Source organism: Geomonas edaphica, assembly GCF_004917075.1.
GTDB lineage: Bacteria > Desulfobacterota > Desulfuromonadia > Geobacterales > Geobacteraceae > Geomonas > Geomonas edaphica.
In genome coordinates this window covers 400748-425713 of record NZ_SSYB01000005.1, presented here as the reverse complement: position 1 = coordinate 425713, position 24966 = coordinate 400748, and the positions used below count along the sequence as shown (strand labels likewise).

At 62.2% G+C, this 24966-nt stretch carries 16 protein-coding genes; 13 read left to right on the top strand and 3 right to left on the bottom strand.

Annotated features, from left to right (window positions below; translation table 11 throughout):
* Nucleotide 1 precedes the first annotated feature (1 nt).
* A complete protein-coding gene (locus E8K79_RS17645; RefSeq protein ID WP_136515860.1) occupies nt 2-2332 on the bottom strand; it encodes a tetratricopeptide repeat protein in 2331 nt (776 codons plus the stop codon).
* A 286-nt stretch (nt 2333-2618) separates the two neighbouring features.
* Here E8K79_RS17645 and E8K79_RS17640 point away from each other — a divergent pair, with 286 nt between their 5' ends.
* From E8K79_RS17640 to E8K79_RS17600, 9 genes are all read left to right on the top strand, one after another.
* A complete protein-coding gene (locus E8K79_RS17640; RefSeq protein WP_136515859.1) occupies nt 2619-3560 on the top strand; it encodes a DMT family transporter in 942 nt (313 codons plus the stop codon).
* A gap of 52 nt (nt 3561-3612) precedes the next feature.
* Entirely contained in the window at nt 3613-4113 is a 501-nt protein-coding gene (locus E8K79_RS17635; RefSeq protein ID WP_135868329.1) for a MaoC family dehydratase, read from the top strand.
* Between the two features lie 68 nt (nt 4114-4181).
* On the top strand, nt 4182-4757 hold the full coding sequence (locus tag E8K79_RS17630; RefSeq protein WP_136515858.1) for an HDIG domain-containing metalloprotein: 576 nt from the start codon (nt 4182-4184) through the stop codon (nt 4755-4757).
* A gap of 154 nt (nt 4758-4911) precedes the next feature.
* Entirely contained in the window at nt 4912-5247 is a 336-nt protein-coding gene (locus E8K79_RS17625) for a YajD family HNH nuclease (RefSeq protein WP_135868331.1), read from the top strand.
* A 215-nt stretch (nt 5248-5462) separates the two neighbouring features.
* On the top strand, nt 5463-7406 hold the full coding sequence (locus E8K79_RS17620; protein ID WP_136516022.1) for an ABC-F family ATP-binding cassette domain-containing protein: 1944 nt from the start codon (nt 5463-5465) through the stop codon (nt 7404-7406).
* Nucleotides 7407-7490: 84 nt separating this feature from the next.
* The gene (gene lon / locus E8K79_RS17615; RefSeq protein ID WP_136515857.1) at nt 7491-9809 is read left to right on the top strand and encodes an endopeptidase La; all 2319 of its coding nucleotides are present in this window, start codon (nt 7491-7493) and stop codon (nt 9807-9809) included.
* A gap of 151 nt (nt 9810-9960) precedes the next feature.
* Nucleotides 9961-11451: a M16 family metallopeptidase gene (locus tag E8K79_RS17610; RefSeq protein WP_136515856.1), complete on the top strand. Its 1491-nt coding sequence runs from the start codon at nt 9961-9963 to the stop codon at nt 11449-11451.
* 141 nt (nt 11452-11592) lie between these two features.
* Nucleotides 11593-13092 (top strand): M16 family metallopeptidase, encoded by a 1500-nt coding sequence (locus E8K79_RS17605; RefSeq protein ID WP_407925483.1) that lies wholly within the window; start codon nt 11593-11595, stop codon nt 13090-13092.
* A 12-nt stretch (nt 13093-13104) separates the two neighbouring features.
* Complete coding sequence (locus tag E8K79_RS17600) at nt 13105-13215, top strand: RCKP-type rubredoxin-like domain-containing protein (RefSeq protein WP_129127189.1); 111 nt, start codon at nt 13105-13107, stop codon at nt 13213-13215.
* 229 nt (nt 13216-13444) lie between these two features.
* On the opposite strand, the gene scpB is transcribed toward E8K79_RS17600, so the two are convergent.
* Nucleotides 13445-14224 (bottom strand): methylmalonyl-CoA decarboxylase, encoded by a 780-nt coding sequence (gene scpB, locus E8K79_RS17595; protein ID WP_136515855.1) that lies wholly within the window; start codon nt 14222-14224, stop codon nt 13445-13447.
* A 92-nt stretch (nt 14225-14316) separates the two neighbouring features.
* Nucleotides 14317-17760: an alpha-amylase family glycosyl hydrolase gene (locus E8K79_RS17590; RefSeq protein ID WP_136515854.1), complete on the bottom strand. Its 3444-nt coding sequence runs from the start codon at nt 17758-17760 to the stop codon at nt 14317-14319.
* A 254-nt stretch (nt 17761-18014) separates the two neighbouring features.
* Between E8K79_RS17590 and mltG the strand changes: the two genes are divergently transcribed.
* From mltG to E8K79_RS21720, 4 genes are all read left to right on the top strand, one after another.
* A complete protein-coding gene (mltG, locus tag E8K79_RS17585) occupies nt 18015-19040 on the top strand; it encodes an endolytic transglycosylase MltG (RefSeq protein ID WP_136515853.1) in 1026 nt (341 codons plus the stop codon).
* Nucleotides 19037-20953, top strand: a complete 1917-nt coding sequence (locus E8K79_RS17580) for a response regulator (protein WP_136515852.1) — start codon at nt 19037-19039, stop codon at nt 20951-20953. The genes mltG and E8K79_RS17580 overlap by 4 nt, the downstream gene beginning before the upstream one ends.
* Before the next feature lie 289 nt (nt 20954-21242).
* Complete coding sequence (locus tag E8K79_RS17575; RefSeq protein WP_136515851.1) at nt 21243-22376, top strand: ABC transporter substrate-binding protein; 1134 nt, start codon at nt 21243-21245, stop codon at nt 22374-22376.
* A gap of 92 nt (nt 22377-22468) precedes the next feature.
* On the top strand, nt 22469-24949 hold the full coding sequence (locus tag E8K79_RS21720; RefSeq protein WP_136515850.1) for a methyl-accepting chemotaxis protein: 2481 nt from the start codon (nt 22469-22471) through the stop codon (nt 24947-24949).
* Nucleotides 24950-24966 lie beyond the last annotated feature (17 nt).

Here is a 24966-nt window from a genome sequence, read left to right as displayed (position 1 = left end):
CTCAGTACCTGTTGCCGAGGAGATCCTGGTAATTGAGCGAGTTCTTCATCTGCACGCTGGTGCCGACGGCCACGCCCGGCTTCACGCGATAGGTTACCTTGATGCTGCGTCTCTCGCCAGCGCCGAGTTCGTCGAGGCGCCAGAGGTAGACGCCGTTGTCGTACCTGCTGAAGGCGGGCTCGGCTGCCACCAGTTCGAGCTGGGCAGGCAGGGCGCTCTGCAGGATCACCTGTTTTGCCAGACTTGATCCGCGGTTCACGCAGTTCAGGTCAAGCGAGGAGACTTCGCCGGGCTTCAGCTTGCCACCCCTTGCCGCCAAGGTGAGTTCCACGATGGGGCGGGAGTAGGTGAGCTGGAGATTGACCGCAGCGGCGCGGTCCGCAGCCTCGGGCTCGAAGCGCACCGATGCGGCGGCAACGGCACCGTCGAGGGCGCTCGCGGGCGTTTCCATTTCCATGATCACGTACGCCTCTTCCTTCGGGGAGAGAGGACCGACGTGGTTGATGATCGGCTCGCTGCTCTGGCGTTTGCCGTCGCGGTTCACGTCGTCGTAGAAGGTGTATGTCGCGTTCGCCGGTACGCTGGCCTTGATGGCGAACACCTCCCGCACGTTGCCGGTGTTGGTGACGACAAGCGGCACGGAAACGGTCTGGCCGGGGATCGCGACGATTTTACCCGCGCCGGTGCGCGCCGTGACGCCGCTCACCCGCTGCACGAAGCTCGTGGCGGAGACGAAGGACTCTTTCTTGCCCAGCGCGCCGTTGACGATGTCGGCCCTGACGATGAGTTCTTGGTCGGCGAGCGCTTCGTCCTTCAAGCGGAAGGTGAGGTTGTGGTCCTGGCTCTCGCCGGACTTAAGCCGCATACCGTCGAGCACGAGGGCGCCGTTCTCCTTCTTGAAGCCGGCAGGCGTACCGGAAGGCTCGTACTGGGGCGGATAGCTGACCCTGAGGGTGACGTCCCGGGCCGCCGCGCTGCCGATGTTGAGCAGGGAAACGCGGTAGGAGACCTTCTCGCCGGGGAGAAGCTTCGTCTTGTCGCTCTTCACCACCGCCCTCAAAAGCGGCGCCGAGGTGCGCAGCGCGATCTCTTTGGTCTGGGAAGCCTCCCTGGCGAAAGCGGAGACCACCTTAACGGGATAGCTGCTCTTCTGGCCGTCTATGTTGCCGCGCGGAATGGTCCCGACGGCCAAGCCCCTGAACTTCTCCCCCACCTCGAGGGTCAGGGTGCTCTTGATGGCGACATCCGGGGTATCGGCCGCGGCGAAATGGAAGTCGTACTCAGGCGGGAAGCCCGATTCAAGCAGGAAGCTGTCGCTGCCGTTGCCGGAGTTGACGATGTCCATCGGGATCACGAAACGTTTCCCCGCCTCCTGGGTCTCGCCGGCGGCCCCGAGCCTGACGTCGAGGTCGGCGTACTGGGCCACCTCAATGTTGAAGACCTGGGTCACTTCGCCCTGCGGCGCGGGCGCCCCACCCTTCTTCACGGTCGGGTATTCGATCCCCATCTGCAGGAGCTTAGCCGTGGCGTTGGCGGCGGCGGGAGTGCCGGGGTAGCGGTCGATCACGTCCTTGTAACCGGCGATCGCCTTTTTACGCAGCGCGGAGGATTTTCCCTTCTCCTTGCCGTGCTTGGCGACGCTGATCTTTTTGTCTTTCACTTCTCGGGAGGCAGCAGCTTTCTCAGCGGCAGCTTTCTCAGCGGCAGCCTTCTCAACTGCGGCCTTCTCGGCAGTGGCTTTCTGCGCGGCAGCGGCCCTTTCTGCAGCGGCATCGATGGCAGCCTTGTCGATGGCAGCCTTGTCGGCGGCAGCTTTCTCAGCGGCGGCCTTTTCGGCAGAAGCCTTGACTGCGGCGGCCCTTTCTGCGGCTGCGCGCTCGGTAGCAGCCTTTTCTGCGGCTGCCACGCCGGGAGCCGGTTGTGCTGCAGTCTTCGGCGTGGCGGGAATGGCCTCACCCTTCTCGTAGCGCTCGGCGAGCTGGATGAGTTCGTCCTCTACCGTCGCCTTGAGCGGGCTCTCCGGGTAGTCCCGGAGGAACTGCGCCATGTATTTGCCCGCCTCCTGGTTGTTGCCGACTTTGTAGTTGGCCCGCGCCAGCCAGAAAACGGCCATGTCTTTCAAAGGGGTGTCCGGGTACTTTTTGAGGAGGGTGGACATGCTCTCAACCGCGGCAGGGTAATCTTTTTTCTGGTAGGAATTGAACCCGGAAATAAAGATCTGCGAATCTTCGGAATCGAGAGAGAAAGCAGGCGCGGGAACTAGAAGCGCAACAAAGAGCAAGACTGTCAGGATTTTCAAGAATGAGGCACGGAAAATCTTATAAAGATGCACGTGATGAACCTTTCCGGGCTTAAGGTATAAGGCGTTGAACCTGTCGGAAAGTATCACTATAGACAACTATTGTCAACGCAGAATGGGGTTATATGGATGAGTCGCGAGCCCTGTGTTTGCGCGCCTTTCCGTCATGTCTTGCCCCCTCATAAGCCCGCGGTCAAACGAGTGCCTCAATGTGATGTTCCCGGTGAGGAAAGCATCGTTTTCGCTTTACCTCAAATGACTTTTCAGTTACAGAGATTTAGCCGTCGCGACAGGCACATCCATCACCCAGAAGGTAGCAATGACACGTCTGATTCTCCTCGGCACATGCTCCGCCCTTTTCTTCAGCAGCACCTTCGTCCTCAACCGCGCCATGAGTCTGCAGGGGGGGCACTGGATCTGGACTGCGAGCCTGCGCTACTTCTACATGTTCTTCATGCTGGGGCTGTGGCTCGCCCTCACCGGCAAGTCGCACCTCCTTAAGGAAGTCTTCAAGGCCTTTCGCAGTAACTGGTGTTTCTGGACCGTGGCGGGAAGCACCGGCTTCGGCGTCTTCTACGCTCTGCTCACCTTCAGTGCTTCCTTCGCACCCGGCTGGGTCGTGGCGACCACATGGCAGTCGACCATCCTCGCCACGCCGCTCGTGCTCCTTCTCTTCGGAAAACGCGTGCCGATGCGCGGCGTCTTCTACACCGTCCTTATCTTCATCGGTATCGTCCTGGTCACCCTGGAACAAGCCGCGGCGGCCTCAGTGCGGGAAACCGTGCTGGGCATACTCCCCGTTCTTATTGCGGCTTTCGCGTACCCCCTCGGCAACCAGTTGATCTGGGAGGCGCGTCACGGCAAGACCGTCAGGCTTCCCAAGGCAAGCACCGCGGTGCTCGACGACAGCGCGGCACGCGTACTCATCATGGTGTTAGGCTCGCTTCCGCTTTGGGCCGTGCTGATCCTCTTCGTGCACCCTCCCGCCCCGTCGGCGGGACAGCTCGTCAACACCGCGATGGTGGCGGTCTTCTCGGGAGTGCTTGCCACCACGCTCTTTTACAAGGCGCGCCACCTGGCGAGGACGCCGTTCGAGCTCTCGGCCGTGGACGCCACCCAGTCCATGGAGGTGGTCTTCTCCGTGCTAGGAGAGATCGCGTTCCTTGGGGGCGCCTGGCCCGGTGCGGCGGGAGGTGTCGGCATCGTGCTCTCGCTGCTAGGCCTCGTACTCTACGTGAGGTCGCAGACCCTCGCAGAGTGAGATATTAATGTGCGGCCCAGCGCCGCCCCCACCCAAAAAACTGGAGGTCGACATGGCAATCAAGGAAGGCTGGCGCGGCAGGTTCTTCGAGGATTTCGAGGTAGGCGACGTCTACCCCCACCCGCTGGGACGCACCATCACGAAGACCGACAACATCTGGTTCACCCTCCTCACCCAGAACACAGCGCCGGTCCACTTCGACGCGCACTACTCCGCCCAGACCGAGTTCGGAAAGCCACTGGTCGACTCGACCCTCACCCTCGCCATCGTCACCGGGCAGAGCGTCACCGACATCTCGCAGAACGTCTTTGCGAACCTGGGGTGGGACGAGGTCACCCTCCCGAACCCGCTCTTCGAGGGGGACACCCTCTACTCGCAGTCCGAGGTGCTCGCGAAACGCGAATCGAAGTCACGCCCGAACCTCGGCATCGTGACGGTGAAGACCACCGGCTTCACCCAAAACGGCGACATCGTCATCAACTTCAAAAGGACCCTGATGGTGTACAAAAAGGGGCACGAGCCGAAGATCGCCCGTCTGGAGCCGAAGGGTTAGCCAATTGACATCGTTAGCGTTTTTGGCTACGATCCCTGCCTGACAAAAACAAGAGGGAGGCACTTTTTATGAGTAGCGCACCGACCAGGGAAGCGACCTGGAAACTGATCGAGGAATACCTGCCGAGCGACCAGATGAGAAGACACTCCCTCGCTGTGGAAGCGGTGATGCGCCACATGGCGCGCAAGTACGGCGAAGACGAGGAGATGTGGGGCATCATAGGGCTTGCCCACGACATCGACTACGAGCGCCACCCCGAAGAGCACTGCCACAAGGCGCCCGAGATCCTGCGTAGCGCAGGCTGGCCCGATGATTACATCCGCGCCGTGGTATCGCACGGCTGGGGGATCTGCAGCGATGTGGAACCGGTCACGAAGCTGGAAAAGACCCTGTTCACCATCGACGAACTGACCGGGCTCGTCTCTGCGAGCGCGCTCGTGCGTCCCTCGAAGAGCATCCTCGACCTGCCGGTTAAGAGCGTCACCAAGAAGTGGAAGGACAAGGCGTTTGCCGCCGGTGCGGACCGTTCCGTCATCGAGAAGGGCGCCGCCATGATGGGAGTCGAGCTGAACGAACTGATCGCGGACACCATCGAGGGGATGAAGCCCGCGGCCGAGGCGATCGGGCTCAAGGGGAACCTATAAGCATAAGCAGCATGGACCGCAGCCCTAAAGTCCCCTCTCCCGGTGGGGGAGGGACAGGGAGGGGGCGCACAGCGTCCAGTTTAGACTTCCCCCCTCCCGACCTCTCCCCTCAGGGGGAAGGAGTGGTGCACCAACAGGCAAAGGAGGCCAATCCATGTCCCCATCGTTTCGCCCGCGTGGTCCGAAGAACGTCCCTCCGAAGAGCGCCGAGGAGATCGACGAACTGGTGCGCAAGCTGAGAGGTGAGCAGCAGCGCCCGGAAAACTACCGGGAGAAATCGCTGAAGCTGCACGGCTGGATCTGCGCCAAGTGCGGCCGCGAATTCGAGCTCTCCAACCTGCACCTGCTCACCGTGCACCACAAGGACGGCAACCACAACTACAACCCACCCGACGGTAGCAACTGGGAAAACCTCTGCGTCTACTGCCACGACGACGAGCACAGCCGTACCATCCTCGCCGACTACCTCGCGGAGAAGGACAAGAAATAAAAACAAGGCGTTTAACAGGGATGAAGGGGATAAAAGGGATAACTGCAAAGGCAAAAACAAGAACCTTTATTTGGTTTAAAAGCCTTTATTCGCTTTATCCCCTTTATCCCTGTTAGTTTGCCTTTTGCTTTTGACAAACTCCCGCCGCTTTACCTACAATGTCCCGTTGTTCCGGGCTCCCCGGCCTCAATAGTCCCCCCAGGAAGGAAACCTCGATGCTGCACCTGAAGAAACTCTCCAAGGATTTCGCGGGAAAACCGCTTTTCGTAGACATCAGCTGGCATCTGAAAAAAGGCGAGCGCGTCGGCCTCGTCGGTGAGAACGGCGCCGGCAAGTCGACCCTCATGCGCATCATCGCGGGCGAGGTGGAAAGTACTAGCGGCGACATCCAGATCACCCGCGGCGGCACGGTAGGCTACCTCCCGCAGGACGGCATCGTCGCGAAAGGCCAGCCGCTCTTCGCTGAAGTGATGACGGCGCTCTCCGAACTGCAGGAGATCGAGCGTGAGATCGCACAACTGACCGCGCGCCTTGAGCACGAGCCGCACGACGCGCCGGGACACGACCAGCTCCTGGACCGCTTCGGCCACCTCCAGGAGGAGTTCCGCCTGAAGGGCGGCTACGCCATGGAGAGCGAGGTGGGGAACGTCCTCACCGGTCTCGGCTTCTCCCCCGCCGACTGGGAAAAGGAGTGCGGCGAGTTCTCCGGCGGCTGGCAGATGCGCATCGCGCTCGCGAAGCTCCTCCTCAAGAAGCCGAACGTCCTCCTTTTGGACGAGCCGACCAACCACCTCGACATCGAGGCGCGTAACTGGCTCGAGGGTTACCTGCAAAACTACCCCTACTCCGTGATGCTGGTCTCGCACGACCGCTTCTTCCTGGACCAGGTCTGTTCGAGGATCGCCGAGGTCTGGAACCACGCCATCACCGATTACCACTGCAACTACAGTAATTATCTCGTGCAGCGCGAGGAGCGGGTCTCCGCCCTCCGGGAGGCCAAGAAGCGCCAGGACGAGGAGGTGGAAAAGATGGAAGACTTCATCTCCCGCTTCCGCTACAAGGCGGACAAGGCCGCCATGGTGCAGTCGCGCATCAAGCAGCTCGAGAAGATCGAGCGCATCGTCCTCCCCCCCGAGCGCAGGAAGATCCATTTCCGCTTCCCGACCCCTCCAAAGAGCGGCAAGACCGTCATCGAACTGACCGGCGTCACCAAGGCATACGGCAGCAACGTCGTGCTTGAAAACGTTGATCTGACCGTGGAGAGCGGAGAGCGGGTCGCGCTGGTCGGCCACAACGGCGCCGGTAAATCGACCCTGATGCGGGTGCTCGCAAACGCCGACGTCACCTCCGGGGCGGTGAAGGACGGCCACAACGTCATCAAGGACTACTTCGCCCAGGACCAGGCCCAGGAGCTGGACGCCACGCGCAGCGTCTACGACGAGATCCTCGCCGAGTCCCCCTACGACATGGTGCCGCAGCTGCGCGACATCCTCGGGGCCTTCCTCTTCTCCGGCGACGACATCCATAAGAAAGTAGGGGTGCTCTCCGGCGGCGAAAGAAACCGCCTCGCCCTCGCAAAGCTTCTTTTGCGCCCCGCCAACCTGCTCCTCATGGACGAACCGACGAACCACCTGGACCTCTTCAGCAAGGACGTACTCCTGGAGGCCCTCAAACACTTCGGCGGCACCGTCGTCTTCGTCTCCCACGACCGCCACTTCATCGACGGTCTCGCAACCCGCGTCGTCGAGGTCGGTGGCGGCAAACTCGAGAACTTCTACGGCGACTACGAGTACTACCTGGAAAAGACCGCCGGCACCGCCGTTGCGGCTCCTGGCCAGGACGGCCTCGGGCGCCTCACCCCGGTCAAGGGGGAGGAAAATACCGCGGCCGTCGAGGAGTCCTCCGATCCGCGCCTGTCGCGCCAGCAGCAGCGCGAACTGGACAAGCAGCGCCAGAAGGAGGAGCGGGCACGGGAGCGGAAACTCTCGGAAATCGAGGACAAGATCGGCGTGAAGGAAGGTGAGCTCGCAAAACTCGAGGAGGAGATGGCGCAGCCCGATTTCTTCAACGACCACGAGGCCGCCCGTATCGCCGGGGAGCGGCACGCCTCGCTTTCATCCGAAATCGCCGCCCTGTACGAGGCGTGGGAGGCAATCTAAACGGCGGTTCCAGTTGACAGGGGGAGCATCTCCAGTACTCTTTTACAGTTCGCGCCCCCCAACCAAGTATCTGGAAATACTGCCATGACAGAAAACATCACCATAAACATGCCGGAGATCGTCCCGCTGTATCCGCTGCGGGAGATCATTGCCTTCCCTTACATGGTCTTCACCATCTTCCTGAAGCAGGAAGATATGCCCCCCTTTGAGGAGGCGGTGCTCTTCAACAACCTCGTGGCACTGGTGAAGCTGAGACAGGAACCGGAAGGCGAACTACTTCCAGCCCTGCACGAGATCGGCACCCTTTGTAAGGTGGTGCAGCTCAATAAGCTCGCCGGAGGCGGCGCCAAGGTGGTCCTCGAAGGGGTGATCCGGGTCCGGCTGCTCGCCATCGTGCAGCAGACCCCGGTGGCGCTCTCCCGACTGGAGCCGGTGCGCGAGTTCGCCGAGAAGTCGATGGTCTCCGAAGCGCTGGTGGGAAGCCTGAACGCGCTTTTGAAGATCGCCCTCTCCTACGGCCGCCCCCTCCCCGACGACGTCATGAAGATGATCGACTTCATCGACAACCCAGCGCGCCTCTCCGACCTCGTCGCGCTCTACCTGAACCTCCCCATTGACGAACTGCAGAAGCTGCTGGAGACCCTCGATCCCTTGGAGCGTCTCAAGAAGGTCTACATGCACCTGACGACTGAGGTGCAGCGGCTGCAGATCAAGGGAGAGGTCCAGGCCGAGGTCACCAAGAAGGTCGGCAAGAGCCAGAAGGAATTCTTACTGCGCGAGCAGATGAAGCAGATCCAAGAGGAGCTTGGCGAGGAAGATTCCCGCATGGGCGAGACCAACGAGCTAAGAAGCAAGATCGAAAGCGCGAAGATGCCAGACGACGTCCGCAAGATCGCGGAAAAGGAGATGAGGCGGCTCGAGCGCATCAACCCCGCCTCCCCCGAGTACACCGTCTCGCGCACCTACCTCGACTACCTGACCACGATCCCGTGGCAGACGAGCACCCCGGACAACAAGGACATCAACCAGGCCGAGGTGATCCTCAACGAGGACCACTACGACCTCAAGAAGGTGAAGGAAAGGATCCTCGAGTACCTGGCAGTCCGGACGCTGAAGGACAAGATGAAGGGCCCGATCCTCTGCTTCGTCGGCCCCCCGGGGGTCGGCAAGACGAGCCTCGGCAAGTCGATCGCCCGGACGCTCGGCCGCAAGTTCATCAGGATCTCCCTGGGGGGGATGCGCGACGAGGCGGAGATCCGCGGCCACCGCCGCACCTACATCGGCGCCCTTCCCGGCCGGATCATCCAGGAGATCAACCGCGCCGGCTCCAACAACCCGGTCTTCATGCTGGACGAGGTGGACAAGATCGGCGCCGACTTCCGCGGTGACCCGGCGAGCGCACTTTTGGAGGTGCTCGACCCGGAGCAGAACTTCTCCTTCACCGACCATTACCTCGACGTGCCGTTCGACCTGACCAACGTGATGTTCATCACAACGGCGAACCAGCTCGACCCGATCCCGGCGCCCCTGAAGGACCGCATGGAGGTGATCACCCTCTCCGGCTACACCGACGAGGAGAAGCTGAACATCGCCAAGAAGTACCTGATCGCGCGGGAAGTGGAGGAAAACGGCCTCAGCAGTATGGTCCCGAAGTTCACTGACGAGGCGGTCTACCGCATCACCCACGACTACACCCGCGAGGCAGGGGTCAGGAACCTGCAAAGGAGCATCGCCTCGGTCTGCCGCAAGATCGCGAAAGAAGTGGCACAGGAGAAACCGCTGCGCACCCTGGTCGACCCGGAAACGGTGGCCGAGCTTCTGGGCCCGCCGAAGTTCTTCGACGAGGTCGCCTCCGAGAAGGACCGGATCGGCGTTGCCACCGGGCTCGCTTGGACCGAAAGCGGCGGCGACATCATCTTCGTCGAGGCAACCAAGATGAAGGGGAAGGAGGACTTGATCCTCACCGGGTCACTGGGCGAGGTGATGAAGGAATCGGCCCGCGCCGCCCTCTCCTTCGTCAAGGCGAACTGCTCCGAGCTCGGCATCGAGAAAAAATCCTTCGACGACACAACACTGCACATCCACGTGCCGGCCGGGAGCATCCCGAAAGACGGTCCCTCCGCCGGGATCACCATGGCCACCACAATCGTCTCCCTCTTCTCGGGGCGGCCCGCGAAGAGGGACGTCGCCATGACCGGCGAGATGAGCCTGACCGGCCGCGTGCTCGCCATCGGCGGCCTGAAGGAAAAGGTGCTCGCGGCCCGTCGCGCTGGAGTGAAGAAGGTGCTGGCACCCGCGAAGAACAAGAAAGACCTCGAGGATATCCCGGAAAACGTCAGGGAGGAGCTCGAATTCGTCTTCGTCGACGACATCCGCGAGGTCTTGTCCCAGGCCCTCAAGTAGCCCTGCAAGCAACGCCTCCATCACGATCCACTCAATCCCGCAGGAGCGCATCTCCTGCGGGATTTTCCTGTCTTTTAACCCCTTGCGCTTCAAAAGGACAAATGTTATCTTTTTTCACACTTCACATTAAAACCACCGAACCGAGGTAGTCATGAAGATAGTTTCCAGATGGGTTGTTGCCCTCGTCATCCTCGTCAACGCGTCCGTATGCTTTGGGCAGGGGCTTGCCGAGCGGGTGCAGGAGCACACCCTCAAAAACGGCATGAAGCTCCTGATGGTGGAGCGCCACAACTCACCCACCGTGGCAGCTTGGATCCGTTTCAAGGTTGGGAGCGTGGATGAGAGAAGCGACGAGCGCGGGCTTGCCCACCTCCTGGAGCACATGCTCTTCAAGGGAACCAAGACGCTCGGGACCAGAGATTATAAGGCGGAGAAGCCGCTTCTGGACAAGATCGAAGCGACCGCGCAAGAGCTGCTGGCGGAAAAGAATAAGCGCGACGAAGCCGATCCGAAGGTGATCGAGAAACTGACCGCGGAGCTTAAGCGCCTTGAGAAGGAGGCGGAGCAGTACGTCGTGAAGGAGGAGTTCGCCGACATCTACTCCCGAAACGGCGGCGCAGGCTACAACGCCTTCACCAGCAAGGACGGCACCACCTACCTCATCAACATCCCGGCCAACAAGCTTGAGCTGTGGGCCGCCATCGAATCGGACCGGATGCAGAACGCGGTGCTGAGGGAGTTCTACACCGAGCGCTCCGTCGTGATGGAGGAGCGGCGCCGCTCCTACGACGCGGAGCCGGAGGGGAAACTATGGGAGACCTTCCTCGCCGACGCCTTCAACGCGCACCCGAACGGGCAGCCGACCATCGGCTGGATGTCCGACATCGAGAACCTCACCCGTACCAAGGCGGAGAACTTCCTGCACAAGTACTACGCCCCCAATAACGCCATCGTCGCCATCGTCGGTGACATCGATCCGAAGCAGACTATCGCCCTGGTCGAGCGCTATTTCGGCGGCATCAAGCCGGGTACCCCGGTCCCGCCCGTAGCGGTCCAGGAGCCGGAGCAGTCGGGCGAGAAGCGCACCGAGGTGATCGGCGACGCCGAGCCCGAGGTGATGATCGGCTTCCACAAGCCGACCCTGCCGGCGCCCGACGACTACGTCTTCGACGTCATCGACATGCTGCTCACCAGCGGCCGCACCTCGCGCCTCTACAAGAAACTCGTCCTCGAGAAGCAGCTCGTCACCTCCGTCTCCTCGTTCGGAGCACCTGGGAGCCGGTATCCGAACCTCTTCATCATCAGCGCGACGCCGCGCGCGCCGCACAGCGTCGCCGAAGTGGAAGCCGCGATCTACCAGGAGGTCGACCGCCTGAAGACCGAGCCGATGACGCACGAGGAGCTGCAGCAGATCCTGAACCAGCTCGAGTTCGAGGAGTCGCGCCAAATGGCCTCCAACGGCGGCCTCGCGCGCAACCTCACCGAGTACGAGGCAATAGCCGGGACTTGGCGCTACCTCATCGAGCATCGTCAGAAGGTGGCAAAGATCACGCCTGAAGACGTCATGCGCGTTGCCAAACAGTACTTCACGCGCCAGAACCGCAACGTCGGTTTCATCACCAAGGCGGACGCCGCGCAGTAAGACAAGCCCCTCCCCCCAGAGGGGGAGGTCGGGAGGGGGGAAGGCTGCATCAAGCCGCTGCGCGCCCCCTCCCCACCCCTCCCCCTCCAGGGGAGGGAGACGCGATAGATTCCAAATAAGTCCAGAACAAGGGGACCTTGAATGATTCGAAAAAACCTTTCCCGTTTAGTGCTGCTGAGCGCCCTCGCCCTTTGCACCGCAGTATCCTGGGTTTCCGAGGCGGGCGCGGCACGCAACAGCGCCATGGCCGAGGCGAAGTTACAGCTGGTGACACAGGCACCAACTCAGGCGCAGCCCCCGGCGAACCCGCGCAACATGACCTTCCCGCCGCTCAAGTTCCAGCTCCCGAGAAGCGAAAGGGTGCAGCTCAAAAACGGCATGATCGTCTACCTGCTGCAGGACCACGAGCTCCCCATCGTGAACCTCACCGCGTACCTGAACGCCGGGAGCGTCTACGAGCAGGAAGCGAAGACCGGCCTTGCCTCTTTGACCGGCGCGGTGTTGAGAAGCGGCGGGACCTTGAAGACCCCGGCCGACAAACTCGACCGCGAGCTGGAATTCATGGCCTCGTCCATCGAATCCGGCATCAACTCCGACAACGCGAGCGTCTCGTTGGCCACCCTCTCGAAGAACCTCGACCGCACCCTCACCCTCTTCGCCGAAGTGGTCCGGGAGCCGGCCTTTGATCCGGAGCGCGTCGAGCTCGCCAAAAGCCATGCTCTCGAGGGGATCCGGCGCCAGAACGACGATCCCAAGGGAATCGCCGGGAGGGAACTTGCCCGGGCCATCTACGCCGGCCACCCGCTCGGACGGATCCCCACCATAGCGACTGTGAACGCCATCACCCGTCAGGACATGATCGACTACCACCGTCGCTTCTTCTACCCGGCCAACATGATCGTGGCGGTCTCCGGCGATTTCGACCGGGAGGAGCTTCTGAAGAGGCTCGAGCGCCTCTTCGGCGACTGGCCCAACCAGACCGCGCCCTTCCCGGCGGTCCCCGCTCCCGGCGAGGAAATGACACCGGCGGTGCTGCACGTGCAGAAAGAGGTGAATCAGTCGGTGATCCGCATGGGGCACCTGGGGATCGACAAAAACAACCCGGACCTCTACGCCCTCAAGGTGATGGAATACATCTTGGGGGGGGGCTTCACCTCGCGTCTCACCCAGGAGATCCGCTCCAACCAGGGGCTCGCCTACAACGTCGACGCCTACTTCGAGGTCGGGCGCCGGTTCAAAGGCCCCTTCATCGCCGAGACCGAGACCAAGGTGGATTCTACGGCGCGGACCATCAAGCTGCTCGAATCGATCATCACCGGCATGACGCAGAGCGAGGTGTCCGAGGCGGAGCTCAAGCTCGCCAAGGATTCCATCATCAACTCCTTCATCTTCGCCTTCGAGAAGAGTAGTTCCGTGGTGACCCAGCAGGCGCGCCTCGAGTTCTACGGCTATCCCAAGGGGTACCTCGAGAACTACCGCGACAACATAGCCCGCGTCACCCGCGCCGACGTGCTGCGTGTGGCGAAAAAATACCTCGCCCCGGAGAACATGAAGCTCGTGGTGGTTGGGGACCAGAAGAAATTCGACCAACCTCTTTCCACCTTCGGGAAGGTGCAGGAAATCAAGCTGAACAACAACTAACAGGAGGCAATTATGGCAACGTGGAAATGCAAGAGCTGTGGATTCACCAAGGAAGGTCGCTGCAAACCGCAGAAGTGCCCCCAGTGCCAGGAGAAGGGGAACTTCGAGAAGGCGGAGGAATAAACTCTTTCGCTGATCGTGCATAGAACAACGAAGGCCCGACCGCGAAGATGCGGCCGGGCCTTTTTCTTGTCCCCTCTCCCTCCGGGAGAGGGTGGCCGTAGGCCGGGCCTGCGCGCCGTAGCGCTACGGTCCGCGAAGGCGGGTGAGGGACTCGCCACAGGGAAAGGGTTTGCCGATGCAACGCCCTCACCCCGGCCCTCTCCCGTGGGGAGAGGGAGAATGGTCGATTCTATTCGCCGGTGAAGACCGGCGCCCTTTTCTCCAGAAACGCCTTGATCCCCTCCGCGTAGTCCTTGCTGTCGTAGACGGTCCGCCTGAGCCCCTGCACCCGTTCGAAGGTGAGCGGCGAGAGGGGGTGGGCGCTCGCTAAAAGCCGGATCTGCTCCTTGATCACCCCGATGCTGAGCGGACTGTTCCTGGTGATCTGCTGCGCCATGGAGTAGGTGAAGGCCTCGAGCTCAGCGGCCTCCACGATGTGGTTCAGAAGCCCCGCCCGGTTCGCCTGCTCCGCCGAGAGCGGCTCCGCGGTGAAGAACATCTCCTTGGCGAAGTTCACCCCCATGATGTTCATGAAGTGCAGGATGCCGGAGACGTTGTAGGGAACGCCGATCTTCGCCGGCGTCATGCAGAACGACGTGGTGGGGCAGCCGATCAGGATGTCGCAGGAAAGGGCGAGATCGCAGGCACCGCCCCAGACGCTCCCCTCGATCATGGCGATCACCGGGATCGGGAGGCTCTGGATCGAGCGGAGCACGGTCACCAGGGGATCGTGATACGAGAGCGGATCGCGCCCGGGAAGCGGCAGCTCGTGCACGTCGTGTCCGGCCGACCAGACCTTGGATCCCGCCGGGGCCCGGATCACCAGCACCCGCATCTTCCCCTTCTGCAGTGCGCCGATCGACTGCAGCATCTCGTCGATCATGGTGCTGCTCAGGATGTTGCGATGTTCCGGGTCGTTGAAGGTGATGGTCCCGATGTTGTCCTTTAGCTGCGTGTTGATGACCGCCATGGCTTTCCCCCTCTGTCCGATGCCGTCCATAGACAAGGGCGCTGCGGATGCTCAAGCGCCAGCTACTGATTCTAACAGGTAACGCTGGAAAATCAGAACGCGCTATGCAGCAAATTCATTAGCTGGTCGAGCCGGTAGCCCGCGGCAGCGGCGCTCTCCTTCAGGAGGACGACAAGCGCCTCCCCGCTAAGCTCCTTGCCCAAAGGTTCCTTGCCGCCTTCCGACTTCTCCTTTGCAGCCTCTGCTTTTCCCTGCGCAGCTTCCACCCTGCCCGCGAACGGCTCCACCTTCAGCAGCCACGACAGCAGGAGCTCGAAGCGCTCCTTGTTGAACCACTGGGCACCGTCGCTTTCGTGCAGGTACAGGAAACGGGCCGCCACAGGATCGGAGAAGAGCGCGGCGCAGCAGCGCACGGCGCCCGACTCACGGCACTGTGCCAGGAAGATGTCGTGCCGCAGCATGAGCCCTAGGAGCTTTCCGAAGCTCTTCGGCGGCAAGTCGATCAACTGCTCAGGATCGGCCGGCGGCAGCGACTGGAAGGCCTGCACCACGGGATGCACCAGGCCGAGCTCTTCGAAGAGCCCGTCCGTCTCGGTCCCGGCAAGGTCTCCGGTTCGGTGCAGTGCAAGATAGGCGCATAACAGGACCCACTCGGCGGGGAGAAGCTCCCCTCCCGCCTTCGCGGTGAGCGCCTCGGCCAGTTCGGTACCGAAGGCGGCGAGGAGCGCGCGATGCGACTTATCAGGGGCCTGAGGCGCCAGTGCCTTGTAGAAGCCGGCAAGAAGCGGCTCCAGCGGGCCAAGGCGCACCGGCGGCGCTACGCCAGGCTCCTGGAGCACCACGGCGGCCTTGGCGAGAAACGCCCTGAGCGCCTCGTGCAGCGAAGCGTAGCGAACCTTCTTCACCTCGTCGTCCAGGTTCTCGACCCCGGCTCCGTTCAGACGGTAGCAGAGCGCCCCCCAGGTCCCGTAATCGTCGTCGTAGATCTCACGGAAATCCAGGAAGGCGTGGTACTCGTAGCCGCCCATCTCGACGTAGAGCCCCCGGTCGCACAAGTCCCGCCCGTTTCTCAGGTAGCTAAGCCCCGATGCATAGTCGCGGAAGCTGTAGTAGTGGCGACCGTCCCCCTTGAAGCCGAGCGACTCGCCAAGCGTGGTCTGCGCGAGCGAGGTCCCCCCCTCGGCGTTTTTCCTCAAGACGGCGCAGGAGGTGCGAATCCACCCGGAGGTAGTGGCGTAGGCGTTGTGATAGAGGATGAGGCCGCGGTCGCCGTCGCTTCGGTTGGAATAGGCGAACACGTTCTCGTTCACGCCGTGACCGGAATAGAAATCGTACAGGGTGAACTGTTCGCTCCCCGAGAAGATGTGACGCCGCCGCATGAGCGGGAAGATGTCGCTTTCGTGGCGCGCCACGAAGTGCTGGTCCACCGGCTCATCCCAGTAGGCCCGGCGGTACTCCATGCCGTACTTCTCGTGGAACCCCTCGATCTGGCCGTGGCCGAACATGGGAAGACCGGGCATGGTGACGAGAAGCACGGTCGCCCCGAAATACTTCCCTTCTTTGCCGAACTGCTCGACCGCGGTCCTCTCGTCCGGATTGTTCATGAAGTTCACGAAGCGCTTCAGGATCTCAGGCTCGAACTCCAGTACGTTCTTCAAAGTCTGACGGTACTTGGCGTTCTCCTCCATCTTCAGCATGTTCATGAAGGCGGAGTTGTAGACCCGGTGCATCCCGAGCGTCCTCACGAAATAACCTTCCATGAGCCAGAAGGCCTCGGCGAGGAGCAGGGTGTCCGGCGCCTCGGCCGCGACCCGGTCCACCACCTCGCGCCAGAATTCCTCCGGGAAGACCTGGTCGAAGCTCGCGCGGTCCATGCCGTGCTCGGCGCGGGAAGGAACACCGGAGCCGTGACCCGGCAGCGGATACCAAAGTCGCTGATAATGCTTCTTGGCAAGCGTCATGGCGGCATCGAAACGGATGATGGGGGTCTGGCGCGCCACGTGGAGGATGGTGTTGATCACCGCCTCACGCACCTCCGGGATCAGGTAGTTCAACTGCGCGGTGTCGTTCCAGGGGGTCGAGGTCCCGTCGTTGCCGTGGTAGATGTAGCGCACGCGCCCGTTGCCGCGGTCCAGGTGCTTGAAGACGACGGCGGCGTCGCGCTTGTCCCAGTAACCGTCCTCGATGAAGAGTCCGATGCGCCCGTCCGGTGAGAGGTCGGGGCCGTTGAACTGGTAGTCGGGGTACGGCGGGTAATCGAGCTGGATGAACCAGTCCGGGTGCTCCACGGTCCATTTGGAGTAGAGTCCGGTGTGGTTCGGGACCATGTCGCTCGCAAGGCGGATGCCGCGGGCGGCGCAGCGCTGCCTCAGGTTGTCTAGGGCCCCTTCCCCGCCGAGGTCATGGGCGATGATGTAATCGTAGAGGGAGTACGCCGAGCTGATCGCCTCCTGGTTCCCGGCGATGCGCTTGATGGTCTGCGAGGAGGGAGAGCGCTCCCAGATGCCGATCAGCCAGAGCGCGGTGAACCCGTAACGGGCGAGACGGTCGAGCTCCGCGTCCGGGATCTGGTCCAGCGTGTTCACCTCGATACGGTAGGTCTTCGAGAGCTGCCCGAGCCAGACGTAGACCATCTTGGCGATCATGACCACGTTGGACATCCAGTCGGCGTCGCGCGAGAAGCGCTCGTACTCGGGGTACTCCTCGGCGCCGTGCGCTCCCTTGCCGAAGCGGAGCACCATGGGTTCGCCCGGACCGCCGAAGAAGGCGCGTCCCTCCTGGGAGACGATGTCGAGGGCGGTGACGAGCTCGGTCAAAAGCTCCGAGGGGAGGATGGCGCCCCAGTGCTCCCTGATGTAGGCGATCTGGCCGGCGAGGGAGTCTGGAGAGGCCTTCATCGGGGCGCGCAAAAGCTCCGGAAGGGGGACCCCCATCGGCTCGAAGGGAGGGGCCTTGGAAAGGCCGCGGTCGATGTCGGTGGCTACCTTAAGATACGGTGAGGAGCCGGCGAGTTCCGAGGCGTCGAAGAGACGGCGGAACTGGTCCAGGGCCCGGTTCTCGCCGTTTAACAGCATGAGGAGGAGCTCCGCCGAGAGGGCCTGGCGGCGCCCCTGCTCCTCGTCGTCGCCGGAGATAAAGCCGTCGGGGGTTTCCGTCCCGAGCACCATGCGCTGTGAGGGGAAGAGTTCCATGAAACGCCGTAGGGTCGTCTCCGCGTCGCCGGTGAACCCCGGGTATCCCGCCCGGGCCGCCGTCGCTGCGAGCACCCCCGGCTGCTGCTTTACGCAGTACTGCCCGGCGACATAGCGATAGACGCGGCTCAGCGTGGAGTAGAGATGCAAAAGCCCCGGCTGGATCGGCGTTTCGTGCGCCTGCAGCCGCTTGTTCAGCTTTCCGGCCACCCGCCGCGCGTAAATTACGCCCGGCACCTCACCCAGCTCCTCGAGCGTGCCGCGCAGGTCGATGCGGTCGCCGCAGGCGGCCGAGATCTGTATCTGAAAGGGGAAATAGTCCGAGTTAATAAACCTCTGCTTCATCAAGCACCTCGTCTGCCCTACTGTAGTGATGTTCCGGTCCCGGTCGGGCGGCACGGTCAGATATCATACCGTGGAATACCACCACTGTCTTTAAAAATTTTATTATTAACACCCCGTAAACATAAAATCGTCCGCTGCAGGCTCAGGCATTTAGCCTTGACACAGTTTGCGATTTCACCTAAACCTAGTGCTGAGTTAGCAAAAGCCCTGTTTTCACCTAGGATAGTGCCATCATCGCTTCCAGCCTCAAAGACATGTTCCGTAAGCAGCGCAGACTCTGCATCGTACTGCTTCTGATAGTCATCCTGGTTCCCATCACCCGTTTCACCAGGTTTCTCCTGTTTCCCGCCGGCGACGGCAAGCGCGTGGAAATAGTGGAACTGAGCAGAGGGCGCTCGCTGCGCGCCTTCGCCGCCGACCTCGAGGCGCGGCGCATCATCACCAGCGCCCGACTCTTCGTATTTTACGCCCGCATGAAAGGTGGCGACGCGCGTCTCAAGGCAGGTCCGTACCAACTCGACGACGGGTTGCGGCCGGGACAGATCCTCGCCAAGATGATCGCCGGCGACGTATATCTGCGGCTTTTCGCGCTCCCGCAAGGGTACTCGAGCTACCAAGCTGCCGAGATGCTCGAAAAGCGTGGGATCTTCACCAGGGAGAGCTTCCTTGCCGCGTGCAGCGACCGGACGCTGCTGAAGGAGATGGGGATCGACGCACCTAGCGCCGAAGGGTACCTCTTCCCGGGCAGCTACAACATCCTACCCGGCAGAAGCGAGCACGACGTCGTGCGCGAGATGATAAAGCGGCAAAAAGAGGTGCTTTCCGGATCGATCGACGGACGGGCCAGGGCGAAGGGGTTATCGATGCGGGAATTGCTCGTCCTTGCCTCGATGGTGGAAAAGGAAGCCGTGCTGCCGCAGGAGAAGCCGCTCATCGCCGCCGTGTTCCGCAACCGTCTTAAGATCGGCATGAGACTGCAGAGCGATCCCACGGCACTCTACGGCGTGCGTGCCTTCGCCGGCAAGGTGAGCCGCGACGACATCCTGAAGCCGACCCCTTACAACACCTATCTGATCCCGGGGCTTCCCCCCGGCCCGATCGGCAACCCGGGCAAGGATGCCATGGAAGCTGTGCTGAACCCCGCCGCGGTCCCTTACCTCTACTTCGTCGCGCGCGGCGACGGCAGCCACCACTTCTCGAACGACCTCGCGTCCCACAACGACGCGGTCAACAGGTACCTTAAGGCGCCGAGCACGGCGCCCCGGGGAGGAGCCAGATGACGGGAAGGGTCCTGCTGGTTGAGGACAACGAACGGCTTTGCACCATGCTGCGCGGCGTCCTCGAGGCGCGCGGGCACGAGGTGCGCTGCGCGACCAGCGGTGAGGCCGCCCTCGCCCTTTTGCAGGGTGAGCGCTTCGACCTCCTCGTCCTAGACCTGAAGCTTCCCGGCATGAACGGGGTGGACCTCCTGCGGCACGTACGGCGCAGCGCGGCACTCAAGGAACTCCCGGTCGTCATCATGACCGGAGTTTTCCGTGGCGCTGGTTACGCCCAGGCGGCGGCAAAGCTAGGCGTCTCGGAGTACCTCGAGAAGCCCTTCGGCAGGGACGACTTCCTGAAGGCCGTTGACGGAGCCCTCGAGCAGGGCCCGGGAGGAAAGGAGCTGAGCCGCCTCCTTCTGGAGCTTTTCCGCGACGGCAAGAGCGGCACGCTGGAGCTTCGCGGCGGCACCAGGGTATTCGTCATCGGGGGTGAACCGGCGAGCTTCTCGTCGCCCAGGTTCGTCCCCTTTCTCGTCCTGGGAAGCCATCTGCAGCGCGCGGACCTGGAGCGCTTCCCCCCCTCCCGTCCAGGACGGCTCCCGCTCGTGGAGGCGGGGCTTCTAAGTTACGAGGAGCTCTTGGAGCAGTCGAGGCTGTTCCTCTCCCGCACCCTCATCGAGGCGCTCGCGCAAAAGCAGGCACCGCGCTTTGACCCTGAGCTTGCCGCGGTCGAACTTCCGCTCACCCCCCTTTGCCTGCCGCGTCTTCTGCACCAGGCCGCCGATGCCGCCCCCTTCGACCTCGCCGCCTACCTGGCCCGCGCGGGAGAGCTGTTCCCGATGCTGACCCAGGCCTACTTCCGCCTGGCGAACCTACTCAACATGGGGCAGGAGGAAATCGAGCTCCTGCAGCAGCTCGGGCAGGGAAACACGGTACGGACCATCCTTTCCGGACTGGATAGACCCGCCCGGGGCGGCGCATTCCTGGACATGCTGGCCGGCATGGGCATGCTCTCCTTGAACAGCGCGCAGGCCGCGCACCAGGCGCCCGACTTCCCGCAGAAACGACTCTTCAACCGCCCCATCGAGGAGGTTGCCGAATTGCAGGCGGCCACCATGAGCTTCGAGGATCTTGTAGACGAGGTGTCGGACTCCATCGAGCTGGTGGTGGGGGAAACCGGGATGGCGGCGCCGCTCTCCTCAAGCGACATCGACTTCGAACAGGAAGTGCAGCGCGACTACGCCACGATCCAGGACAAGAATTACTACGAGATCTTCGGCATGACTCCCGGCTCCTTCAGTTTCGACGCCCTTAAGGAGGCCTACTTCGCCAAAACGCGCCAGTATTCACCTGAGAAGTTCATGCAGCTCTCCGGCGCTATCCTGGGCCGCGCCCAGGACGTCCTTTCCCATTACGCCAACGCCTACAACACCCTCTCCAGCGTCATCGCCAAGGAACGCTACGACGAGATGCTGAACGCGAACACCATAGGGCTTGGCGGAAAGCGCGACGACGAGTTGCAGGCCCGCATCCAGTTCCAGTCCGGCAAGGTCTTTCTAGAGATGGAGGACTTCGGCAACGCCGAACGGGCCCTGCAGGACGCGTACACCCTCGCCCCGGACGACGCACGCACGAGCGCCTACCTCGCCTGGTCCATCTACAAGAACCCGGGCAACCAGCGCTCTGCTGGCGCCCTGGAGAAGTGCCGCATGCTCCTCACCAAGAGCCTGCAGGCCGAGCGCACCGCCGAGGCCTTCGCCTTCCGGGGCTGGATGCTCCTCGACGAGGGACGCGACGGGCTCGCCGAGGGGGAATTCCAGAAGGCACTGAAGCTGAACACGCACGACGCCCATGCGCTTGCAGGGATGCGCCTGATCACGGAACGGCGCGAGGCCGAGAAAAAGGGGCTTTTCAAGCGTATCTTCGGCTGACGCTCCCCGCCACCGCATACAACCTGCTGCCACAACGAAGCCTGCCTGCGAGCAGGCTTTTCTTTTTCCTGCCCCCCCTTCCCGATGCACCGAACCGCCATGAAAACATTCTAAGAAGAAGCCTTTGCCAACCAATCATTAGTGGTTTATTATTGTCGGGTTTTTAAAATCTACCATCCTCTGGATGGAGCCTGTTCGCAACAGCCCGGGATCATTGTGCTTCTAACCAGGACGCAGGCTGTCCCCCAGTGGCCCCTGCGCGAGCCTACCCAGAGAAAAGGAGGTTGTCATGAGAAAGATGATTTTCCTCACCGTGGTGCTGATGATGATCGCTCCGACGGCCCAAGCTGCCGGGGCGGCAGGCGACGTCATCAAGATCGGCATGGTGAACGACCAAAGCGGGGCCAACAAAGGCTCAGGAAGAGGGATGAAGGTGGGCGTCGACGCCTACTTCAAGGCGATCAACGCGAAAGGTGGTGTTAACGGCAGGAAGCTGGAACTCGTCGCCATGGACGACCAGATGACGACGGATAAGACCATAGACTGCCTGCTGAAGCTGGCCGACGAACAGAAGGTGTTCGCGGTGGTCGGCTCGGTTGGCACCTCGAACTGCGTCGCAAGCCTGCCGGTGGTCAAGGAATACAAGCTCCCGTACATAAACCCGAGGACCGGCGCCACGGAACTGCGCACCCCGGTGGTCCGGGAGGTCTTCCACGTTCGGGCCAGCTACCAGCAGGAGGTGGACAGGATCGTGGACCAGTTGGTGAAGCAAGGGGCGAAGCGCTTCGCGGTCTTCTACCAGAACGACGGGCTCGGCACCGACATCCTCGCCTCCACGGAGAAGGCGGTGAAACGTCACGGGCTCTCCGTCGTTTCCAAGGGCTCCTTCGAGCGGAACACGGTGGCGGTGACGGCAGGGCTTGCCAGCATCATGGAGGGTAAGCCGGACGCCATCATCGTCGGCGCGGTGTACAAGCCGGGTGCCGAGTTCATAAAACTCGCGCGCAAGGAAGGGGTGACCGCACGCCTCGCCTCCGGCTCCTTCGCAGGCGGCATGAACCTCGTCAAAGCGGTGGGCCCCGAGGCGGCCGAGGGTGTCATCATGAGCCAGGTGGTGCCCGAGCTGGACGACTTAAGCCTCCCCATCACCAAAGAGTGCAAGGAGGCGATCGAGAAGAGCCCCGAAGAGGTCGGCTTCAACTCGGTCAGCATGGAAGGATGCATGGCGGCCAAGTCCATCGTCATGGCGCTGGAGAAGGCGGGCAATCCCCCTACGCAGGCCGGCTTCATCCAGGCCTACGAGGCGATGAAGGACGCCGACATGGGTGGCATCAAGCTCACCTTCACGCCGCAGGACCACCAGGGGCAGGACAACGTCTACCTGCAGATCGTGAAGGGTAACCAGTTGGTATCCATGAAGTAGCGCAGGAGTATGACGACAGGTCGGGGACCGGCGCCGCGACTGCCTGCGGCCCGGTTCCCTCGGCACGGCATCTTATTTCCGGGGGCGTGGCAATGACCGTCAAAAGCAAGCTCTGGGGCAACATCGCGCTGACAATCGTGGGGATCTCGGTACTGGCCGGGATCGGTCTTTTCTCCATAGCGAAGGTGAAGTCGAGCATCGAGATCCTGACGGGAAAGTCGACGCCGTTGCACCTTAAGATGCTGGAGCTGCAGCAGACGGTGGAAAAGGTCTCCGCCGATTTCATGCGTCTCGAGATGACGACCGAACCTGCCGAGGTAACACGCCTCTCCGAGTCGATAACGACGCGCATCAAGAGGATGGAGACCCTGAACGACGATATCGTCAAGGGGGGCGCCTCCTCCAGCGGCGTCGACACAGCGGTGCTGCGCGACATCGAAAAGACCGTGGTGCAGGTCGCCTCACAAAGGCTCAGCGACATGTCCCTTTTCAAGAGTGAGATCGCTTCGGTCAACGCGGAACTCATGAAAGCCGAGGGGAGTGTCAGCGCCATGCGCCGGCAGATCAGCCAGATGGGAAACAGCGCCCTCTCCAACATCAACTCCTCCCAGGCAGCAAACCTCCAGGTGAACAGCTCCATCAAGAAACTCCTCACCCTGCAAAGCCGGCTGAAGGATATCAACATCTTCATGGCGGACCTCGAACTGGTGAAGAGCAAGTTCAAGATCGCCCCCCTAAAGGAGAGGCTGAAGAACACCGTCGAGCTCACCCGCAACATCGAGGTGGATCCAGGGGACAACCCGGCCATCAAGGAGGTGAAGGGGGTGGCAACCGAGATCCTGAACCGGATCGGCGCCGAGGAAGGGGGTCTTCTGGCCCTCAGGCAGGAGATGCTGAACAACCCGGAGAAGGCTGACGCGGAGCAATACGCGACCAAGGCGCGTGAGATCATGAAGCCGCTCGAGGAAAACAGCAAGAAGATCTTCAACACCATCGACACCCTCGAACTGCAGATCGTTAAGGACCGCAACAAGGTGGTGTCGTCGCTAGGCTTTCAGAACGCCGCCAACGGCGTCATGGAGGCCGGCAGCAACATCAGCGTGGACGTGAAGGAGCTGAACGCCGGGGTGCGCCAGATCATGCTGAGCGGCACAGAGGCCGAGGTAGGCAAGCTGTCGGGACAGCTCGCCCAATCACAGAAGCGGATCGAGGCGAACATTGCCGCGGCTAGAAAACTCCTGCTCGACTCCGGGCAGAAGGACCTCGCGCGGAACATCACCGACGTCTCCGGCATCATCCGCAAAGCAGGCGCCTCGATCCGGAAGATAGAGTCGACCAAGCTCGGGGTGATGCGCAGCAACCTCGCCATGCAGAAGGCGCTGGAATCGGCGCAGGGAATCTCGCGCGAACAGGCGCAAAGAAGCGAGGAGCAGGTAAAGAGCATCGGCGAGAACCAGCAGCAGATCCTGACCGGCGTGCGCCGCGCGGTTGACAACGCCACCCTGCTCTCCTACGTCATGATTGCGGTCTCGGCGGCCGTGATCCTCATCTCCTTCGTGATCAGCCTGCGCATCATCGCCTCCATCACGAGGCCGCTCGCCCACGCGAAGCTCGTGACCGCGGAGATCGCCGCCGGCAACCTGACCAGGCGCATCCAGGCCGGCTCGCGCGACGAGATCGGCGACATCTGCGACAGCATCAACAACATCGTCGTGAACCTGCACGAGGTGCTCTCGCGGGTTTCGCAGAACACGGCCCAGGTCGCCTCGGCCTCAACGGAGCTCTCCTGCGCCGCCGAGCAGATGGCCGCCGGCGCGGCCCAGGTCGCAGGACAGGCAGCCACGGTGGCCACAGCCAGCGAGGAGATGGCGGCGACCTCCAACGAGATCGCCCTTAGCTGCACGCAGGCCGCCGAGGGATCGAAGCAGGCCAACAACGCCGCGGAGGCGGGCGCCGACGTGGTGAAGGAAACGGTCCAGGGGATGAACCAAATCGCCGAACAGGTCCGTGCCTCAGCGGTGACGGTGGGCGACCTCGGCAAGAAATCGGAGCAGATCGGCGCCATCGTCAACACCATCAACGACATCGCCGACCAGACAAACCTCCTGGCGTTGAACGCCGCCATCGAGGCGGCACGCGCCGGAGAGCAGGGACGCGGCTTCGCCGTCGTCGCGGACGAAGTGCGCGCCCTGGCGCAGCGGACTTCAAGTGCGACACGCGAGATCGGTGAGATGATCAAGGCCGTGCAGCAGCAGACGAGAGGTGCGATCGGCGCTATGCAATCCGGCGTCACCCGGGTCGAGGCGGGCACCGTCGAGGCGGCAAAATCGGGTGCCGCACTGGAGGAGATCCTCCAGCAGATCGGCTCCGTCACCGTCCAGGTGAACCAGATCGCCACCGCAGCTGAAGAGCAGACCGCGACCACGGTGGAGATAAGCAACAACATCCAGAACATAAACGAGGTGGTGCAGGACACCGCGAAGAACGCCCAAGAGTCGGCGGCGTCCGCGGCGCTTCTGTCACGGCTCGCCGAGGAACAGCAGAAACTGGTCGGGCAGTTCAAGCTGAGCTAGCAGATCGCTGGGCGCAC

What these genes read in the sequence shown, in the direction of transcription:
- E8K79_RS17640 (WP_136515859.1), top strand. Translation starts at nt 2,619, where the DNA reads ATGACACGTCTGATTCTCCTCGGCACATGCTCCGCCCTTTTCTTCAGC.
- E8K79_RS17635 (WP_135868329.1), top strand. Translation starts at nt 3,613, where the DNA reads ATGGCAATCAAGGAAGGCTGGCGCGGCAGGTTCTTCGAGGATTTCGAG.
- E8K79_RS17630 (WP_136515858.1), top strand. Translation starts at nt 4,182, where the DNA reads ATGAGTAGCGCACCGACCAGGGAAGCGACCTGGAAACTGATCGAGGAA.
- E8K79_RS17625 (WP_135868331.1), top strand. Translation starts at nt 4,912, where the DNA reads ATGTCCCCATCGTTTCGCCCGCGTGGTCCGAAGAACGTCCCTCCGAAG.
- E8K79_RS17620 (WP_136516022.1), top strand. Translation starts at nt 5,463, where the DNA reads ATGCTGCACCTGAAGAAACTCTCCAAGGATTTCGCGGGAAAACCGCTT.
- lon (WP_136515857.1), top strand. Translation starts at nt 7,491, where the DNA reads ATGACAGAAAACATCACCATAAACATGCCGGAGATCGTCCCGCTGTAT.
- E8K79_RS17610 (WP_136515856.1), top strand. Translation starts at nt 9,961, where the DNA reads ATGAAGATAGTTTCCAGATGGGTTGTTGCCCTCGTCATCCTCGTCAAC.
- E8K79_RS17605 (WP_407925483.1), top strand. Translation starts at nt 11,593, where the DNA reads ATGATTCGAAAAAACCTTTCCCGTTTAGTGCTGCTGAGCGCCCTCGCC.
- E8K79_RS17600 (WP_129127189.1), top strand. Translation starts at nt 13,105, where the DNA reads ATGGCAACGTGGAAATGCAAGAGCTGTGGATTCACCAAGGAAGGTCGC.
- scpB (WP_136515855.1), bottom strand. Translation starts at nt 14,224, where the DNA reads ATGGCGGTCATCAACACGCAGCTAAAGGACAACATCGGGACCATCACC.
- E8K79_RS17590 (WP_136515854.1), bottom strand. Translation starts at nt 17,760, where the DNA reads ATGAAGCAGAGGTTTATTAACTCGGACTATTTCCCCTTTCAGATACAG.
- mltG (WP_136515853.1), top strand. Translation starts at nt 18,015, where the DNA reads ATGTTCCGTAAGCAGCGCAGACTCTGCATCGTACTGCTTCTGATAGTC.
- E8K79_RS17580 (WP_136515852.1), top strand. Translation starts at nt 19,037, where the DNA reads ATGACGGGAAGGGTCCTGCTGGTTGAGGACAACGAACGGCTTTGCACC.
- E8K79_RS17575 (WP_136515851.1), top strand. Translation starts at nt 21,243, where the DNA reads ATGAGAAAGATGATTTTCCTCACCGTGGTGCTGATGATGATCGCTCCG.
- E8K79_RS21720 (WP_136515850.1), top strand. Translation starts at nt 22,469, where the DNA reads ATGACCGTCAAAAGCAAGCTCTGGGGCAACATCGCGCTGACAATCGTG.